Below are 15644 nucleotides of genomic sequence, written 5' to 3' on the forward strand. Positions count from 1 at the left end.
AGGAGCTTCGATTGCTGTTGTACCAGGCCGCCCTGCCGCTGTCGACCCGGACCTTGAACTTCACCGCCCGCCTCATTCGCGCCCACTGCCGAGCCATCGGCTCCAGGTGGCGTGTCCCCGAGCCGGGCCGGCAGGCCCTGCTCATCCTCGCCTACCTGCACCAAGGCCACACTTACGAACAACTCGCACCCGGCTTCGGCATCTCGACTGCCACCGCCGCCCGCCGCATCCACGAGACCATCGACCTGCTCAGCGCCCAGGCGCCGAAACTGCGGGCGGGGCTTCGGCGTGCGAAGCGCTCGGGCCGGGACCATGTCATCCTCGACGGCACCCTCATCCGCACTGACCGCCTCGCCGCCGACCGGCCGTTCTACCAAGGCAAGGATCGCTGCCACGGCATGAACCTCCAGGCTCTGGCCGATCCGGACGGGAACCTGATCTGGGTCTCCGGCGCGGTGCTCGGGTCGACTCATGACGCGAAGGCGGCCCGGATCTGGCAGCTGCCTCGGTTGCTGCGCGAGTTCGGGCTCTTCGCCTTGGCCGACAAGGGCTATCAGGGTCTCGACCATGACCTGGTCGTCACGCCGCACAAAGGGAAGGGAAAGCCGGAGTATCAGAAGGCGCACAACCGCCTCCATGCCCAGCTCCGCGCACCTGGCGAGCGTGTCTTCGCCGAGCTCAAGAAGTGGCGCGTCCTGCGGAAACTCCGCTGTGATCCCTTCCGGGCAACCCAGATCGCCTGCGCAAACGCCACGCTGAACCATCAAGAGCAGCAGTCAGGTTGAGAAAACTTCAGCCCAAGCGCATTTGGCGTTCGGTCACTTTCTCAACGGTTTGCGACCCGAGAAGTGCTCAACTGCCTGAAGTATTTCGGCGTGAAAGAGTAAGGCGTTCAGATCACAGACGGCCACCATCGGCGCCTTCGTCGACCACACCTTCGCGAATGCCTCGTGCCCCTTGAAGGGAGGTGTGACCGGCGAAGTGGGTTGTGCAATGGTGGCGTCCGGCCGCGGGGACGTCAGAACGTGGGCTGGTTCGCCGCTTTCTGACGGTTCGCCCATCGGCGAAGGTTGCCCGGCACGAGCAAACCGAAGATGATCGCTTGCAGCACCATGCCACCGCATGCGGCCGGAAGCGCGGGCACCGCGCCGCCCGAGCGGGCGGCGATCACGAGCACCCAGGACACCGCACCGAGCACGAACGCGACAACGGCCAACGCGATCGCCCACCGCCGGGCCCATGCGTAACCTTGGGTCAGGCGGACGGTGACGTGTGCGACGAACCAGACTTGCAGCCAGTGCAGTACCGCGAATGCGGTTACGGCGGCGCTGAGCAGTGGATGCCCGTCGTAGTCGAGCTGGTGCGACGCGTTGCCCATCAACGTGGTCAGTCCTACTCCGGTGCAGACGGCGGTAACAACCCACATCCACATGAGGACGACGGCGAGCTGCCCGTTGACCGGCATAGTGGCGTAGCGGTGCGGGGCGAGCGGTTGCAGGCGGCGAAGCGATGGCCAAGGCTTTCTGGTGAGGAAGTACCGGCGGGGAGGGCCGGGGCTGCACCATGACAGTACCGCCTGGTGGGTTCACGGCGGGTGCGTGCTCGTTGCTTCCTTGTTGTTGCTCCTCCCGCGTGGTGCCGCTCGCCTTGGACGGCAGCTGCAGGTGCGCCGGTGGTCATCGAGCGGCAACCGACCCTATCTGCGGTGCATCACGCTCGCGTGAGGGGGCAACCCCGGCCACCATGCCCGGGGCCTGCCTTGCACCGTCAGACGGCGCGCGGCAAGCCTTCGAGGACCCTGATGGCAGCGTCGAGGCTGATCTGACGCGAATCGGCGCCGGCAAGCGACCGCTCCACGGCCCGGCGAATGAACTCGGAAGCCGTCACCCCTTCGGCGCGAGCGGCCGCTTTGATCTGACGTTCCATATCGGTCGACAGGCGCAGCGACCGTGAGACCATGATCGGTGCGTTCGGGTCGGCCTTCGGCAGCCGCTTCAGCAGCTGCTGCTGCTCGGCTGGGGCTGGCGGCGTGATCGTGGAGAAGTCCTGCCCGGCCCAGTCTGCGGCAGCCTGGACGGCCAGGTCGTTGTCGTCGTCTCGGGTGCTCATCGCCTCTCCTCCCAGGTCGTGAACCATGTCAGTTCGGTGTCGGACAGGCACCGCACGAACAGCACCTGCCAGGTCATTTCGCCCAAGTCGCGGCAGACGACTGCGAGCGGCCGTCCGGTGCGGGTGCGCCCGATGACGGTCAAGACCGGGAAGCCCGTTGCGATGCCCGGCAGCGGCAGTCGCGGGCGGCCGTCGATGACGACCTGCAGGGCCTCGAACGGTTCGATGTCCTCAGGTAGGCGCTCCAGTGCGCCGGGAGCCCATTCGTACGGTGGCATCATCCGATACTACGAGCGTACCCCGCCGCGGGGTACACCGGTAGTCTTTGGCGGCTGCTTGCCGGTATGCGGAGAGGTTCGGACGCTGGCGATTTCCAGCACCGGCCTTGACGGCCGAGACACCAGCAACCAGAAACACTGTTTTCGCTGAAATAATGGATAAAAGGGGTATTAGTATCGTTCGGGATGCTGTAGATGATCGGCGTGCTGCGTTCCTCTCCCGATCGGGCACGTTGCCGACAGCAGGTGCCATGAGCCCTGACAGGCACCTCCCCTCTGGCTAGAAGTCATCGGCAAACAACCTCACATCAGCGCGGGTGCAGCGCAGAGGCCTTGCCATGACAACGGACGCGGCGCCTGGCCCTCCTTATGGCAGGGGAAGGGCAACGTCCTCCTGAACGGCGTGCTCGTGGAGAAAACGCTGGCAGTTTGCAAGCTCCTGATAGGCCCGGTGTCGCTGCACCCGTCGCCACCTGAGCGTGGTGAGGTACGCGCAGCCGCACTTGAGGATCTCGTCCCAGACGTCAACCCAACCCCCGATAGCCGATGGCTTCGTACCACTCCTCAGCGAGGGGCTATATGAGAAATCAGGCAACCACAGCCTCGTGTTCGCCCCTGTGGTGGCGCTAGATGCGGAACTCGCTCAACGCCGCCAACCACTTGTGCGACTGCCATATGCACGCCGTGATCTGCGATGATGAACACCGGATTGTCATCAACGCATGAAACGGCCACCCCGGATATGAGCGACCCCGAGGAACGCGCACTACCCGCAACATATCCCGATCCTGCGATCATCGGCTGGATCCGATCCGAGGACATCGAGGCCGCCGATATTCACCTCAGAATGACGATCACCCCCGGTGACAAGCTTGTCCAGTTGTGGGAGCTGGACGGCGACCATCCGGTGCGGTGGCTCGGCAACGTCTTCCGCATCGATGCCGAACTGCCGGTGGTGCGGCTGCACTACCGGTACGCGTCTCGGTTCGACCGTGCGCAGCATGAGCGGATCGCTCGGGCTGCTGCGCGGTTCTGGAAAGGCTGACCGAGCGGAGGACCGGGGCGTCGCACTCGGCCACATGCGGCGGTGCGATGACCGAGGGCGGCGGCAACCGGTGCTGGCGCGACAGCGCCGGCCTTACGGCGCGGTGATGGTGACGACGGCGTCGGGGCAGTCGGCCACGATCTCCTCCAGCGCCGCGGCTTCCGCTTCGTCGACCGCCAAGCCCCAGCGGGTCTTCACCGATACCCACTCGAAGACGTACTGGCAGGCGGCCGCCTCGGAGGGCGGCATCCACTCGCCGGGGTCCTGGTCGGACTTGGACCGGTTCGAACCGGCCGTGACGGCGATCAGCGGGAGGTCATGCCCGAGGTCGTTCGCGTACGCCTGACGCTGGGCCTTGTCCCAGTCGGCCGCGCCCGAATCCCAGGCCTCGGCCAAAGGCACGAGGTGGTCGATATCGAGCTTGCCTGCTTCGTCGAGGTACGTGTCGTCGTAGTAGGAATACCAGCGCCCGCCGGTGATCTTGCATTTCGCGTCGACCGCGGGCGCCATGACCGCTTCGGCGATGAGGACCTCAGCGCGGGTGTTGCACTTGTCCTTGTCCTCATCGACCCAGTGACGGAACAAGTCCCGGTCATAGCCGTCGCGGCTCTCCTCCTCGACCGGTAGGGCAGCGAGCGCTTCGGCCAGGGTCGCCCCAGTGGTGGCCTGGGCGTGGGCGGTCGCTGGTGCGGTAAGGCTGGCGGCGAGCATGGCGGCGGCGAGAGCCGCGAGTGCGCGGCCAGACGTGCGCAGGTAGCGGGTCACGGTACTCCTTGGTGGCGTGGCGGCGGCGGTCCGCTGGAGCGCGGGCCGCCGATTCGCCACTGACCCTAGCCCGAAGCATTCCACTATGTACCGGCTTTGCGAAGCGCGGTGCCGTAGCCGGCGGCGACTTCGGCGAGGGAGTGTCCGGCATCGAGGGCGGCGGCGCGGCGGACCTGGTCGTCGGTCATCTTGCGGGGCCGGCCGGGGCGGCGACGCCTCGGGCGTGGGCGAAGCCGTTCGAGGTTGAAGGTTCGTTCCATCTCGGCGAACCGGGCAAGCATGCCGAACGCGAGGCGGCCCATACCCTCGTCGAGGGTGTTGATGAGGGTCGGGTTCTAGAGGTTCCGAACGCCGATGCCGTTCCCGGCGAGATCGTGGACGAGGTTGAGGACTTCGAAGCGGTTGCAGCCGAGCCGGTCGAGGGTGGAAACGACGATGGTGTCGCCCTCGCGGGCGTAGGCCAGGAGGGCGTTGCTGCCGTCGGGCTTGACGGTGGCGTCGGTTTCCTTGTCGACGAAGATCCGCTTCTCGGGGAGGCCCTCGTGCTCGAGCGCTTCGATCTGACGGGCGAGGTTCTGTCGCGTCGTGGAAACGCGGCCGTATCCGAGTGCCACTCGCTATCGGAGGCGAAAGGAGCCGCCGTTCAGGTTTCCCGACGCCCGTGTTTCCCAACGGATTTCGTAACACCGGGCGGATGTTGAGGGTCTGAACTCCGCTCGCCCCATGCAGATGCGCAGGGCGCTCGTGTTCGTGCAGAGCGAGGCTTCTACTCCCCGACCGGGTAGCTGAGTGTCCATTGGGTTGCAGTCGTTGTGTACGTGCGCAGTGTTCGGTCGCCACCGCTCTCGACAGCTTGGACATCGGTGATGTGCAGCAGCACTACGGTCCCAGCTTCGGTTTCGATGCACAACCGCATGTCTTTGACCAGCACTGAATCGTTCTGAATCTGCTCGACCGTGATCGGGTTGGGAAGGTTGCCGCTTCGGGCGGCTTGCAGGCACTCCTCGACATTCGGTTCCTCGATGCTGCTCGCACCCATGCGATTGCCGTCGTACATCTCGATCGCAAGCCGAGAGGTTTCCTCGCCGCAGTTCTGGTACCGCATCGCCGCAGTGATTTCCGCGTTGCCGGTGGTGTCGACGATCAGATTGTCGAAATCGATTCGGGTTCTGGCGGAGTTCCCGCAACCGCCTGCGGCGGCAACTGGCGCATATCCGGTCGGGGCCTGGATGGTCAGTGGGACGTCGCTCTGGGCCAGCTCATATGGCGATCCGCTGTCGTTGGTGCTTCCAGACTCAGGTGACGACGGCTCATGACTGCTGCTTGCCAGTGATGAGGCTTCCTCCGCGGGATCGCCCTCAGCTTCGGTGCCGCCCGCCGCGGAATCGTCGGTGACGGTGCCGTTCTGCTCGGAGTTCGATCCAAGCGTGAGAAGCACGGAGACGAGGATACCGATGGTGGGAATGGCGATCCCAGCCATCCACCACGCCCAGCGGGGCTGGTCGCCGTTCGAACGGGTCTTCTTCTCGGCCGGGGGCAGGGGTGTATCGGTCATTCTTTGTTCCAGAGGTCTCGGTCGACGATGACCTCAACATTGTGCCTGCCAACGACACCGATCGTGGTACAAGGATTTCCTCAGATTCCAGTACCAACGGGGACCAGCACTACCAGCGGCTGTTCTTCGGTCCGGTGCCGATCGGTCGAAGATGAGAGGTTCGCGAGTGCGCGGGTTGAGCAACTCACGGCCCTTGATGACAGCCCGGCAGACGCCTTGGTGCATCATCGTCAGGGCGCGGTGGTGGCCGCCGACGTAGGCGCCCTGCCCACGACCCGAAAGTGAAGGCTGTCCGTGTTGATCGGTTCGCCGAGGAACACGAGGCCCTGCATCGCGTCGTGCATCCAGCCGGTGAGGTCACGGGCGATCAAACCGTTGTCGACGGCGCCGGTCACATTCGCCTCGCGGACCAGCTCGATTGCGACCTTCGAAGCGTCGCGCCACGAGCCGTCGTGATCCGTTGACCGGACCTTTAGAGCGATCCTCGGCGTGTTCCGATGAGGTGATGCGGTCGGCTCGATAGAACTGCGGCTTCAGGGTGTAAATGAGTTGCGCGTTGTTCGATGCCGATTCAAGAGCGATCAAGGCGATCAGGCTGCCGCTGTGGGGCCAGGTCGGGGAAGCGCTCACGCCTCCCCGGGGAGACGGGGTGGTGCCGGTCGGCGGTCAGGGGTGGTAAGTGCGTCGGGGAGGTATGCGATGGCGCCAGCGGCTGGCCGTCAATCGCCGCTGCCGCACGTCGGCCAGCCGCCTGCTCCTACACCGTGGTGCGCTGTGCGCAGCGTCGTCCGGTGTCGCAGCAGAGAAGGGGGATCCTCGAGGGCTGCGGCCTTGCCCGAGGGTTTCCTAGTAGCCGTCTCGGTGTAGCCAGGCGGCGATCTCGGGGGTGGTGAGTTCGTTGATGCGGGCCCGGTACCGCTCCAGGTCCGCGTCGTCGAGCAGCGTCTGCCACTGGCCGCTTGTGCCCTTGTTGAAGAACACGGTGCGGTCCTTCCACAGTGGCTGATCGGGGGTGAGCGTCGCGGCCCGGTTCCGCACCGCGTCGAAGGTGGCGGCGCGGACGAGTTCGGGCCAGACCGGCTCGTCGATCGTGATGCCCAGGGTTGCGGCGAGCGCGCGCATCTGGCCGTCGAGGTCGGCTTTGAGGTCGTCGAAGTGCAGCAGCACGATGTTGGGTTCGCTGCGGCGCTCCCAGAAGCCGGCCACGTGGCGCAGCATCGCGGCGAGGTCGATGAGCTCGTCGTCGGTGTACACCCAGTTCCAGAACCGCTCGTACAGGGTCGGCGCCGGTGGTGCCGTCGCCGCGGTGAGGTCGGGGGCGCCGGCGGTGGCCCGTAGTGCCATGACCTTGCCCAGGTCCATGTTGGCGACGTGGTTGTCGGCCGAGATGGCCACGTTACGGGGGTCGCGTCCGATGCTGAGGTAGGTGACGCGGTCGTCGCGGGGGCAGGCCGTCCAGGTGGTGCCGCATTTGGCGGGGTGGTGATGATGATGTCGTCTGCGCGGAGCGCGACGCCATCCCAGCGGGCGTTGTCCATGAACACGTTCTGGCAGCGGGTGGGGGGTGCGGTCACGGTGATGCTCCTTGCCCGCGAGCGTGATCGGCTCGGTGTGCGTCCGGGGTGGACCGTTGACGCTCGCACGCTACGAGCGACCAGGCGATAACGCAAGGAAATGATCTTGCATGCCCATGCCCGTATGGGAGGGCCCATGCGCGCGGTACACGGCGCCGAGAACGCACATCGGCGAGCAGGCGCCTATGGAGCATTTCGCCTCCCGGCATGACGAGCCTGTCTTAGTCGCGAGGTCCTTGTCGGAAGTGATGACGGCGACGAGGGCACGGAACGCAGGGCATGGATGGCCGTGGCGCTCGGCCTTGGAGGATCAGGTGTCAGTGTCCGCGGGCCAGGCGATGGACCGGTCGACGGCCCGCTAGGGGCAGTCGAGCCCGCTGTGGATTCAATGCCGCGACGTGCGATGCGCAGTGTTCGCGCAGCGCGTGGTGGCAGCCGGGAATCTCATAAGCGCTGTCGGCCTGAGACTTTGCCGGTTTCTTGCAGCGGGAGCTGGGCGAGGACTGACATTTGGGATGCCTACGTAGCCAGCAGCATACTGTTATCGGTTTGCGACTATAGAGTTGCAACCGGGTACTGGCAACGAACGTGTGTCTTACATCTTGCAAGGTGCCAGATGCACGATGCATTGAATTAACCGCGACGGGAAGATGCTTCTATTGGATCGTTATCAACGATGTTTCCTGCCGCACATAAGGCACCAATGGGTACGCTGGATACGGGAATGAATGATCAAGATTCTGCTGCAAAAGACTCGGCTTGGATGAGATGGGGAGTCATTGTTGCCGTTTTGAGTCTGCTGGTTACGATTGTGAGCTTGTTTCTCAACCCCTCAGCGAGTCAAGACGACCAAAGTGATGACGAAGCTAAACCATTCAACGATTCTCCAAGTATGGACTTCACTTCCAGGAGTCCAATTGAAAGTGGTGAAGCACCTACGTCAACCACGACCGAGCCTCTGGGCATTACGGATGAGCCTGAAACCGAGGGCGATCCTACGTCATCGCAGGCAACTTCAGTTGAGTTCTCAGAAGCGCCAGATGCAGGACTATACCTCGAATCATCAGACGAGCTTGACCGGGCAATCGACGATTCTGGTTATGAATGCCCAGACTACGATGACGGCGGATGTGATTGGGTTTATAGGTACTGGGGAGACGATTTCGATGATCCATGGCCCCTCGTGCTAGATGACGCCGAGTATTTCGCTCGCCAGTGGACTGATTTGGAGAAAGACTTTACTATTGCCATTGGCCCGAACTGGATGGTTGAATGTTACGAGGAGCGTTGGGTGTGCGAGCATGTGCAGGAAGTTCTCGGTGGTTATCTACTCTATCCTTGGGATTGGGAGAGCGAACTCGCCACACTTCGCAGCGAATGCGCATGTTTAGAGCGACTTACGCAATACAACCAAGTCCTCGACAGCACCCTGATTAATACAATCAGTGGCGATCGTGCGCGCCTGCTGAAGGAGATCTTCCGGGCCGGTATCGAGCGCGAGTGTGGCATCGACAGGGTCGTATCGGTCAAGGATTGGTGCATCCTGGAAATCGATCGAGTCAAAGTACTCGTCGATGGACACTACCTTGAGCTGGTGGTTGTCATGCCAGTGCAATCCGACGCGGATCTCATACTCGGTGGACCCTACATGTGCACCGGTTTGAGCTGTCAGGGTCACGATGTTGGCAACAAGCGATTCCAAACGCCATGAATCTACGTAGCGGACGGTTTCACCATCCGCAGTTGCCTCTTCCCCGAGATCTGCAGACAGGGTGACAGCGCCATCTTGGTGAATGCTTGCCTGCCCCTCCAACTTGGCTTTTCGGCTCCTCGCTGTCCACCGGCGAAGCCCGGGGCGGAGCCTCGTGCTGTCGACGGCATGAAGCGGCTGCCAACGAGATCGATGCATCATGGTTGCGGAAGCGACCTTCGCGGCGTTGATCATCGCCTGAACTTGCTCGCTGCTGAGGCCTGCTGGTGCCGCAATCGGGAGCCGAGGGCGCGCAATTGCAAATGCCCATGCTCGGTATCCGATGCCTGCACCACTGCGAGCCCCATCGTAAAGCTGGTCAAGCGCCTCAACCGCGCTACGCTGCTCGGCGAACCGCTGACGGTATCGTTCGGCGATTTCACGTTCGCTCATCCACACCGTGTCGGCGCCGTTCCGCAGGGGCGCGCCGAATCGCTGATGATCGCACAGGATCATGTGGGGTCGGTCCAAGCTCGGGGGAACCACTACCATGACGGCGCGTTTCGCACTCTGGTCCAGGCAATAGACGCGGAGGCCAAGAATAGGAGGATGGATATTGGAAGCGGCGACACTGCGTATGGTGCGGATGTCGGCCTCGGTGCAGTCGCCGACGTCGAATCGGTCCTTTGCGGCCATATTGTCTTCATTGACGCCGTAGACGATGGTGCCGCCACCAGCGTTGGCGAAGGCGGTCACGTTCTTCGGGAATTCGGTTTTCGCAAGTCCCTTCATGGGAGGGAGTCGCTGCTTCCAGTCAAGGTCGTCCGTTTCCCGCAGCTTCGCTTCGACTGCGGCGTCCAGGAGGCCGTCGTCGACGGGGCCTCGCGGTCGGCCGAGGTGGCGGTGGAGAGCGGTGTAGTCGTCCATGCGCGACAGTCTTTCAGGTTGGAACAGCGAGCGTGGAACAGCGGCGGCAGACGAGGTCAGACTAGTGTGCGGGCGATCTGCGCTCGGAACGCGTTCACCTCGTCGGGCTGCATGCTCAACGTCTCGAGCAGGGCGTCGTCCTCGAGATTGGGGAGGTCGCGGAAGCCGTCGTCATAGGCGACGATAGGAACCAGGCGCGCCACGTGGGCGCCGGTAACGGCGCCGAACAGGTACATCTGGTGGACCTCGTGGCCGTCGTCGTCGATGGTGTGGCGGTAGATGAGATACCGCTTCGGGTCGACCTTGATTTCGACGCCGGTCTCGGGGTCGATCAGCCATTGGTCGAGCGCGGTCTCGGCAACGTGGTCAAGGGTGGCTTTGAGTTCGACGATCGGTACGGACAGGTCGCAGTCGCGGCAGTCATCGTAGGTACCAGGGCAGCCACGGCGGGCCGGATTGCGGTTGATTCGTGTCATGACTAGCACACCCACGAGTGCGCCGATACCGAACCAGGGGGCAATCAGGTAGTAGGCCCACAGGGGCTTGTCGGGCACGAGCCCGTTGTAGGCGAGGACGCCGAGCATGCTGGCGGCACTGGCGTAACCGAGGAGGAAGAGTCGGCACCGTTCGCCGTGACGGAGGTGGTCGCGGGCGTTGAAGGCGGGGCCGATCGTGCCGTTGCGGAACACGATGAGGGTCCCGAGGCCAGCGGCCAGGCAGAGGTAGCCGACGGCGAGGAGCGGTCCTTCGTAGTAGTCGGCCAGCAGGAATGCGCCGATAGCGATGCTGGTGGCGGCGAGGGGGATGAGGAGGCGGGTGCGGAGGACCGTGGTGCGGGAGGGGAATCGGTGGGCCATGACACATTCTGTGACACGATCACATTCCGCGTCAATACCACTTCACGGTGTCATCGATGGTGTCCGTTCGACCCATGGCATTGGCGTCACCGCTGTGGCCCTGCCCGGCGAGAGTCAGCGCGGGAGGTGGACCCCCGGTAGGCGGTGGCGGTCACGGAGCGCTCGTCGTGGTGCTTCCCGATGGGGCGGACGATGCTGGGAGGCCCGCGACTCCAGGGGCGGCATCCCCGGATTGCAGCGGGACCCCTCCCGTCAGCGGGGTGTGACGATGATGCGATGACTGGCGGCGACGAGGTTCGTAGGGGAGGGCGGCATGGACGGCTTGCATACGGAGTTTCCAGAGCCGAGCCCCTTACGGCGTCCCCTGCTGATCGCGGTGAACGTCGTCCTCGCGGTGCTGGCGTTCGCCTCCTGCGCCGGGGGCATCGTGGTCGGTTATCGCAATGACACCGAGGGACGGTACTACGAGGCGACCGTGGTCGATGCTTGGAGCGAAACGAACTGCGGGTGGACGGGAACGGGAAATGACTCGCATTACCAGTGCACGACCACGCACCGGGCGACAGCAAACTATGTGGACGACGATGGAGAGCCGCACACGGTGACGCTCAGCGGCGCATACGCGGTGGGTGCCACGCTCCCGTACTTCGCCGGGCCGTTCGGCAGCAGCGAGTCACGCCTGTGGGCGAGCGGTTTCTGGGTGCTGCTCGGTCTCGCCGGGTGTGCCGCCGGGGTGCGCCTCATCGTCTACATCGTTGACGAATGGCTTTGACCTGCACCGTCGGCGCGCGATGACGACATGGGGCCTGGTGACCGCAGTCCGAGTGCTGGGAGCCACGGCGATGGCGCAGTCGGCGCGGCACGTGTGCCAGCCGGCTGCGCACTGCCGATACGCAGCGCCAGTGACCCTGTTGCCCGGCTCGATCCTTCCCTATGCTCGAGCCCATGCGATTGCTGATCATCGGCGCCAGCGGCTATCTGGGCCGTGAACTGTTGAACATGGCTCGAGAATGCGGTCACGTGGTCGTCGGCACCTCGTATTCGACCAGCGCGAACGGACTGATGCACCTTGACGTCCGCGACCGGCGCGCGTTCGCGCAGATCGACGCCGACTTCATGCCCGATGCGGTCATCAATGCCGCATACCGGCAGGACGACTGGGCGACGACGGCGCTCGCACCGATCGGGATCGCCGCCGAGTGCGCTGCGAGCAGTTGCCGCTTCATCCAGGTCTCCTCTGACGCGGTCTTCTCCGGTGGCGGCCGCGATGCTTATGACGAGACGTGTCCGCCGGCGCCGGCGACACCGTACGGGGCGGCGAAGGCCGCCGCTGAGGCCGGGATCGCCGAGGTGCATCCGGCGGCCGCGATTGTGCGGACGTCATGGATTGTCGGTGACGGCCGCTCCCCGTTCGAGCAGTTCGTGGGCACGCTCGCACGTGGTGAAGGCGAAGGCGTCCTGTTTACCGATGACGTCCGCTGCCCGGTGCACGTGACCGACCTGGCATGTGCGCTGTTGGAGCTGTGCGAACTGGACTGTGCCGGGGTGCTGCATGTGGCCGGGGCCGACGTGATGTCCCGCTACGACCTGGGGTGCCTGCTTGCGAAACGGGACGGACTCGATGCGCACGATCTGCCCCAGGGCACGAGAGGACATGAGGGGGCGACGGTGCGGCTTGACTCGGCGAAAGCACGCGGCATGCTGTCGACGCAGTTGCGCGGCGCCCAGGCGTTCGCTACCGCCAGTGTGCGGTGAACCTGCGTTCCGCGGGCATATCGGCCTTCCTTGTCAACCGCGTCATTGCAGGTCCGGCCGACCGGTCAATTTCCGGAGATGGTCGACCGCTGCTTCCGGTGTGGACCCCATGCCTGTCTTGCCTTTGTGGCGGGCTGCGAACGCGGCGGCTTCCCTGGGCGGTGAGTATTCGCTGAAAGGCTCGAAGTCGAAGTGCTCCAGGAGCACGGCGGCCCACTCGCCGCGGTGTGATCCTTCGGCATGGAGGGTGCCGAACACCGTCGCCCATTCCTGGGCGGTGAGCACGATGACGCCCTTGACGTGATCCGGTGGATCGGCGGGACGAGTGCCGAACACTGCCGCCCGGGGCGAGTGGTCGGGCTCCTCGTCCTCCTTGATGACGTAGCTTCCGCCCACGTCACGGCGGAGCCGGGCAAGAATCTCGTCGCGCCGGTCGTGCATCCAGACCGGGGTCGCCTTCGGCCAGTAGGCGGCCGAGGGCATGTAGACCACACGGGGCTTGACATCCCAGCCGCAGTCGAACGTATGGCTGCGGCCGCGCCGCGGGAGGTCGCCGCGGTCGCCTGGTGCGGCCGTGAAGCTCTGGCTGCCCGGATCCCCGCGGGCGTGTATGCGCCGGCGGCCGTCTATCTCGAGCAGGCGCTGCGCGGCTGAGGTCGGGAGTCGGTCGCACCCGATCGCGAACAGCGCATTCGTCGCAAGAGTGACCTGGTGCTCATCGGCATCATCGCGCTGCTGCTGCTCCGCTTGCGCACTGTCGTCGCGATCACGACGTTGATCCAGCGGTGCGGTCTCAATCGCGAGCAGGTTACGCTCACGATAAATGAACACGTTCAAAAATATTGACGCGCCTCGGAGTTCATATGCCCCTTGCCCGCTCCATCCTGCACCCCGCCCACATTGCCGCCATCAGCGTCATCGCCGTCATCGCTCTCGCCTGCGGCGGTTGGGGCGGACCTGCACCACACGAAGACGTCCCTCCCGAACCGGTGCCCATCGACACGGTCCTCGGCGTCTGGGAAGGGGGTTGAGGAATATCGGAACAGGATCCTCCGTCGGCCGCAAGCGAGTGCCCTTGGCGCCGGGCCAGACTTCCTCCCCTGCTTCGCACCCGGCGCTGACGTGGCGGCGGCCTAATGTGGGTCGATGCAGCTATCGAGTGACTGGGTCTCCGCGGCGATCGCCCTTGGCTCCCTTGCGGTGGCGATCATTGCCGTGGTGTTCAGTGTGAAGTCCGCCGGTTCCGCACAGGCGTCAGCGAACGCTTCCGAGGCGAGCGCACTAGTGGCGAAACAGCAACTCGCCCACGAGCTTGCACGCGACGGGATCGTCGACTTCGGGCCGTGGAGGGCCGAGGCCACCATCCAGAGCGACCGGCACTGGCGCTTCATCAACACCGGCGAGCAGCCGATGTGTGATCTCACCGTCGACGCCTACGACTCGGACTGGGACGTGACGGAGGGCGAGGAGGTCAAGCCCGGGTGGAACGCCATTGTGGCCTCCCCGGTGGACCGCGAATACGCCTTCCCTCAACAGGTGGAGGTTAGCTGGCGCGAGGGCTCTGCTGGAGCACCGAGGAGAACCACCCTGGTACGGCTGCACCATCCTCAGCGGCGGTGACTCAGCCACGGTCGCCCGTTTCGATGGCGCGGGGACCGGCGTCGCGCAGCTCTTTGAGGTCGGGGATGTGGTTGTAGAGCGTTCCGGCGCTGACGCCGAGCAGGCGGGCGATGGACTTGATGGAGTGCTCGGGGTTGGGCAGCAGGTCGCGTGCCTGGGCCAGGAGCTGGGCGTCGACCACGGTCGGGCGGCCGCCGGTGCGGCCCTGGACCTTGGCGGCGGCCAGGCCCTCGCGGGTGCCTTCGACGATGAGTTCGCGGATGAACTCGGCGAGCGAGGCGAAGATGTGGAAGACCAGGCGCCCGCCGGGGGTGGTGGTGTCGATCGACTCCTTGATGGAGGTGAAGCCGATCTGGCGCTGCTTGAGGTCGTCGACGAGGACAACGAGGTCTTGGAGCGAGCGGCCGAGCCGGTCGAGCCGGGTTACCATCAGCAGGTCCCCGGCCTGCCCGAAGTCGAAGGCCTCGGCCAGTCCGGGGCGGTCGGCGTTCTTCCCGGAGAGCTTGTCGGTGAAGATCCGGCGGCACCCGCGGCGGCGCAGCTCCTCAATCTGGGAGTCGAGCCGTTGTTCGCGCGTTGACACGCGCGCGTAGCCGTAAACGATGCCAGCGGCGGGAACGGGGAGGACGAGGTCTGCGGGCGCGGGGGTCTCGATCACCCTCGCCACCCTACGCGACGGTCAACAAAGGGCAGGTCCGAGGTTCTTGAACCGCAACGGGACCCGCAGGTTTTTGAACGAGTTTTTGACCGCGAACCGGCCCCGGATCGCCGCGGCTGCCGCTCGCGGCCGCGGCGGTCAGGAATCGTTCGTTTCTTGACGAGGAGCGCAATCAGCGGCGCGCTTCGCGTTCCAAGTCTTTGGCGAGTTCTCGGAGCGTCGTGGTGATGTCTGTGAAGCGGCTTCCGACTTTGAGCCAGGAGCCAGCGGTGGGCATTCGTTCTTGGCCGGTCACTTCGCGGAAGCGCTTCTTGCTCTGGGGACTCTCGTGGGCAGCGAAGTTGCGGACGGCCGCGAACCGGTCGATTTGCCCCTGGTAGACCGACGTCCCTTCCTTCTCGCGTTTGAGGGTGCGGGGCAGCCAGTGGTCGTTCGGCAGGAACTTCTTGGTCTTGTCTACCAACCCGCCGAAGCCCTTGAAGTCGAAGAACCCGCCGCCGGTGATTAGGTATTCACAGACGGGCTTGTTGAGGTTCACGGGGAACTCGATGCCGATCTTGACACTGATCGCCTTCGAGTCGTGATTGATCGCCGCAGTCAAGCAGGTGAGCATGAACCGCTCAAACGCAACCCAGGCCTTGAGGATCGCCGCGTCGTAGACGTAGGACATGTGCTGCTTATGGGTTCGCAGGTCACTGGCCGCAGCGGCGTCGACGAACGCCTCTGCGTCATCGAGGTCCTTGTTGAGCTTCTCGACGTGCTTGCCGAGCTGAACTTTGTTCGCCATGAGATCAGCGTATGAGAGCACGAG

General features: G+C 64.6%; 19 protein-coding genes. 5 read left to right on the forward strand and 14 right to left on the reverse strand.

The window, feature by feature from the left end; genetic code table 11:
• The first annotated feature begins 11 nt into the window (after positions 1-11).
• Positions 12-785: a transposase family protein gene (locus LO763_RS19975; protein WP_230787832.1), complete on the forward strand. Its 774-nt coding sequence runs from the start codon at positions 12-14 to the stop codon at positions 783-785.
• Between the two features lie 233 nt (positions 786-1018).
• On the opposite strand, the gene LO763_RS19980 is transcribed toward LO763_RS19975, so the two are convergent.
• The 3 genes from LO763_RS19980 to LO763_RS19990 form a co-directional block, all read right to left on the reverse strand.
• The gene (locus LO763_RS19980; protein ID WP_230787834.1) at positions 1019-1378 is read right to left on the reverse strand and encodes a hypothetical protein; all 360 of its coding nucleotides are present in this window, start codon (positions 1376-1378) and stop codon (positions 1019-1021) included.
• 389 nt (positions 1379-1767) lie between these two features.
• Positions 1768-2109, reverse strand: a complete 342-nt coding sequence (locus LO763_RS19985; protein WP_230787835.1) for a ribbon-helix-helix domain-containing protein — start codon at positions 2107-2109, stop codon at positions 1768-1770.
• Positions 2106-2387 carry a hypothetical protein gene (locus LO763_RS19990; protein ID WP_230787837.1) on the reverse strand — a complete coding sequence of 94 codons (282 nt, stop codon included), beginning with the start codon at positions 2385-2387 and terminating at the stop codon, positions 2106-2108. The genes LO763_RS19985 and LO763_RS19990 overlap by 4 nt, the downstream gene beginning before the upstream one ends.
• Before the next feature lie 697 nt (positions 2388-3084).
• On the opposite strand from LO763_RS19990, the gene LO763_RS19995 reads away from it, so the two are divergent.
• Positions 3085-3432: a hypothetical protein gene (locus tag LO763_RS19995; RefSeq protein ID WP_230787839.1), complete on the forward strand. Its 348-nt coding sequence runs from the start codon at positions 3085-3087 to the stop codon at positions 3430-3432.
• Positions 3433-3525: 93 nt separating this feature from the next.
• On the opposite strand, the gene LO763_RS29145 is transcribed toward LO763_RS19995, so the two are convergent.
• The 8 genes from LO763_RS29145 to LO763_RS20035 all read right to left on the reverse strand — a co-directional run bounded on the left by LO763_RS29145 (position 3526) and on the right by LO763_RS20035 (position 10800).
• A complete protein-coding gene (locus tag LO763_RS29145; protein ID WP_369432038.1) occupies positions 3526-4143 on the reverse strand; it encodes an HNH endonuclease family protein in 618 nt (205 codons plus the stop codon).
• 137 nt (positions 4144-4280) lie between these two features.
• Entirely contained in the window at positions 4281-4499 is a 219-nt protein-coding gene (locus LO763_RS20005) for a hypothetical protein (RefSeq protein WP_230787843.1), read from the reverse strand.
• Between the two features lie 33 nt (positions 4500-4532).
• Positions 4533-4811: a recombinase family protein gene (locus LO763_RS20010; protein WP_230787845.1), complete on the reverse strand. Its 279-nt coding sequence runs from the start codon at positions 4809-4811 to the stop codon at positions 4533-4535.
• 152 nt (positions 4812-4963) lie between these two features.
• Positions 4964-5752, reverse strand: a complete 789-nt coding sequence (locus tag LO763_RS20015) for a hypothetical protein (RefSeq protein WP_230787847.1) — start codon at positions 5750-5752, stop codon at positions 4964-4966.
• A gap of 230 nt (positions 5753-5982) precedes the next feature.
• A complete protein-coding gene (locus LO763_RS20020; protein WP_230787849.1) occupies positions 5983-6147 on the reverse strand; it encodes a hypothetical protein in 165 nt (54 codons plus the stop codon).
• Positions 6148-6598: 451 nt separating this feature from the next.
• Entirely contained in the window at positions 6599-7354 is a 756-nt protein-coding gene (locus LO763_RS20025) for a sulfotransferase domain-containing protein (RefSeq protein ID WP_369432039.1), read from the reverse strand.
• Between the two features lie 1359 nt (positions 7355-8713).
• A complete protein-coding gene (locus LO763_RS20030; RefSeq protein ID WP_230787853.1) occupies positions 8714-9943 on the reverse strand; it encodes an AlbA family DNA-binding domain-containing protein in 1230 nt (409 codons plus the stop codon).
• A 56-nt stretch (positions 9944-9999) separates the two neighbouring features.
• Positions 10000-10800 carry a hypothetical protein gene (locus LO763_RS20035; protein ID WP_230787855.1) on the reverse strand — a complete coding sequence of 267 codons (801 nt, stop codon included), beginning with the start codon at positions 10798-10800 and terminating at the stop codon, positions 10000-10002.
• A gap of 313 nt (positions 10801-11113) precedes the next feature.
• Between LO763_RS20035 and LO763_RS20040 the strand changes: the two genes are divergently transcribed.
• Together LO763_RS20040 and LO763_RS20045 are read left to right on the forward strand one after the other, a co-directional pair.
• Positions 11114-11572 carry a hypothetical protein gene (locus tag LO763_RS20040; RefSeq protein ID WP_230787861.1) on the forward strand — a complete coding sequence of 153 codons (459 nt, stop codon included), beginning with the start codon at positions 11114-11116 and terminating at the stop codon, positions 11570-11572.
• A 173-nt stretch (positions 11573-11745) separates the two neighbouring features.
• Positions 11746-12555, forward strand: coding sequence for an SDR family oxidoreductase (locus tag LO763_RS20045; protein ID WP_230787868.1), 810 nt, complete (start codon positions 11746-11748; stop codon positions 12553-12555).
• Between the two features lie 42 nt (positions 12556-12597).
• Here the strand turns inward: LO763_RS20045 and LO763_RS20050 are convergent, their stop codons facing one another.
• Positions 12598-13392, reverse strand: coding sequence for a hypothetical protein (locus LO763_RS20050; RefSeq protein ID WP_230787870.1), 795 nt, complete (start codon positions 13390-13392; stop codon positions 12598-12600).
• Between the two features lie 309 nt (positions 13393-13701).
• On the opposite strand from LO763_RS20050, the gene LO763_RS20055 reads away from it, so the two are divergent.
• The gene (locus LO763_RS20055) at positions 13702-14175 is read left to right on the forward strand and encodes a hypothetical protein (RefSeq protein ID WP_230787873.1); all 474 of its coding nucleotides are present in this window, start codon (positions 13702-13704) and stop codon (positions 14173-14175) included.
• A 1-nt stretch (position 14176) separates the two neighbouring features.
• On the opposite strand, the gene LO763_RS20060 is transcribed toward LO763_RS20055, so the two are convergent.
• Both LO763_RS20060 and LO763_RS20065 read right to left on the reverse strand, forming a co-directional pair.
• Positions 14177-14833: a recombinase family protein gene (locus LO763_RS20060; protein ID WP_230787876.1), complete on the reverse strand. Its 657-nt coding sequence runs from the start codon at positions 14831-14833 to the stop codon at positions 14177-14179.
• Positions 14834-15005: 172 nt separating this feature from the next.
• Positions 15006-15620, reverse strand: coding sequence for a hypothetical protein (locus LO763_RS20065; protein ID WP_230787880.1), 615 nt, complete (start codon positions 15618-15620; stop codon positions 15006-15008).
• Positions 15621-15644 lie beyond the last annotated feature (24 nt).

The sequence above is a fragment of the Glycomyces amatae genome (genome assembly GCF_020991375.1).
In the GTDB taxonomy this organism is placed as follows: domain Bacteria; phylum Actinomycetota; class Actinomycetes; order Mycobacteriales; family Micromonosporaceae; genus Glycomyces; species Glycomyces amatae.

Excerpts from the sequence above, each read along its gene's own strand:
- LO763_RS19980 (WP_230787834.1), bottom strand. The coding sequence starts at position 1,378 with ATGGGCAACGCGTCGCACCAGCTCGACTACGACGGGCATCCACTGCTC.
- LO763_RS19985 (WP_230787835.1), bottom strand. The coding sequence starts at position 2,109 with ATGAGCACCCGAGACGACGACAACGACCTGGCCGTCCAGGCTGCCGCA.
- LO763_RS19990 (WP_230787837.1), bottom strand. The coding sequence starts at position 2,387 with ATGCCACCGTACGAATGGGCTCCCGGCGCACTGGAGCGCCTACCTGAG.
- LO763_RS19995 (WP_230787839.1), top strand. The coding sequence starts at position 3,085 with ATGAACACCGGATTGTCATCAACGCATGAAACGGCCACCCCGGATATG.
- LO763_RS29145 (WP_369432038.1), bottom strand. The coding sequence starts at position 4,143 with ATGCTCGCCGCCAGCCTTACCGCACCAGCGACCGCCCACGCCCAGGCC.
- LO763_RS20005 (WP_230787843.1), bottom strand. The coding sequence starts at position 4,499 with ATGGGCCGCCTCGCGTTCGGCATGCTTGCCCGGTTCGCCGAGATGGAA.
- LO763_RS20015 (WP_230787847.1), bottom strand. The coding sequence starts at position 5,752 with ATGACCGATACACCCCTGCCCCCGGCCGAGAAGAAGACCCGTTCGAAC.
- LO763_RS20030 (WP_230787853.1), bottom strand. The coding sequence starts at position 9,943 with ATGGACGACTACACCGCTCTCCACCGCCACCTCGGCCGACCGCGAGGC.
- LO763_RS20035 (WP_230787855.1), bottom strand. The coding sequence starts at position 10,800 with ATGGCCCACCGATTCCCCTCCCGCACCACGGTCCTCCGCACCCGCCTC.
- LO763_RS20040 (WP_230787861.1), top strand. The coding sequence starts at position 11,114 with ATGGACGGCTTGCATACGGAGTTTCCAGAGCCGAGCCCCTTACGGCGT.
- LO763_RS20045 (WP_230787868.1), top strand. The coding sequence starts at position 11,746 with ATGCGATTGCTGATCATCGGCGCCAGCGGCTATCTGGGCCGTGAACTG.
- LO763_RS20055 (WP_230787873.1), top strand. The coding sequence starts at position 13,702 with ATGCAGCTATCGAGTGACTGGGTCTCCGCGGCGATCGCCCTTGGCTCC.
- LO763_RS20065 (WP_230787880.1), bottom strand. The coding sequence starts at position 15,620 with ATGGCGAACAAAGTTCAGCTCGGCAAGCACGTCGAGAAGCTCAACAAG.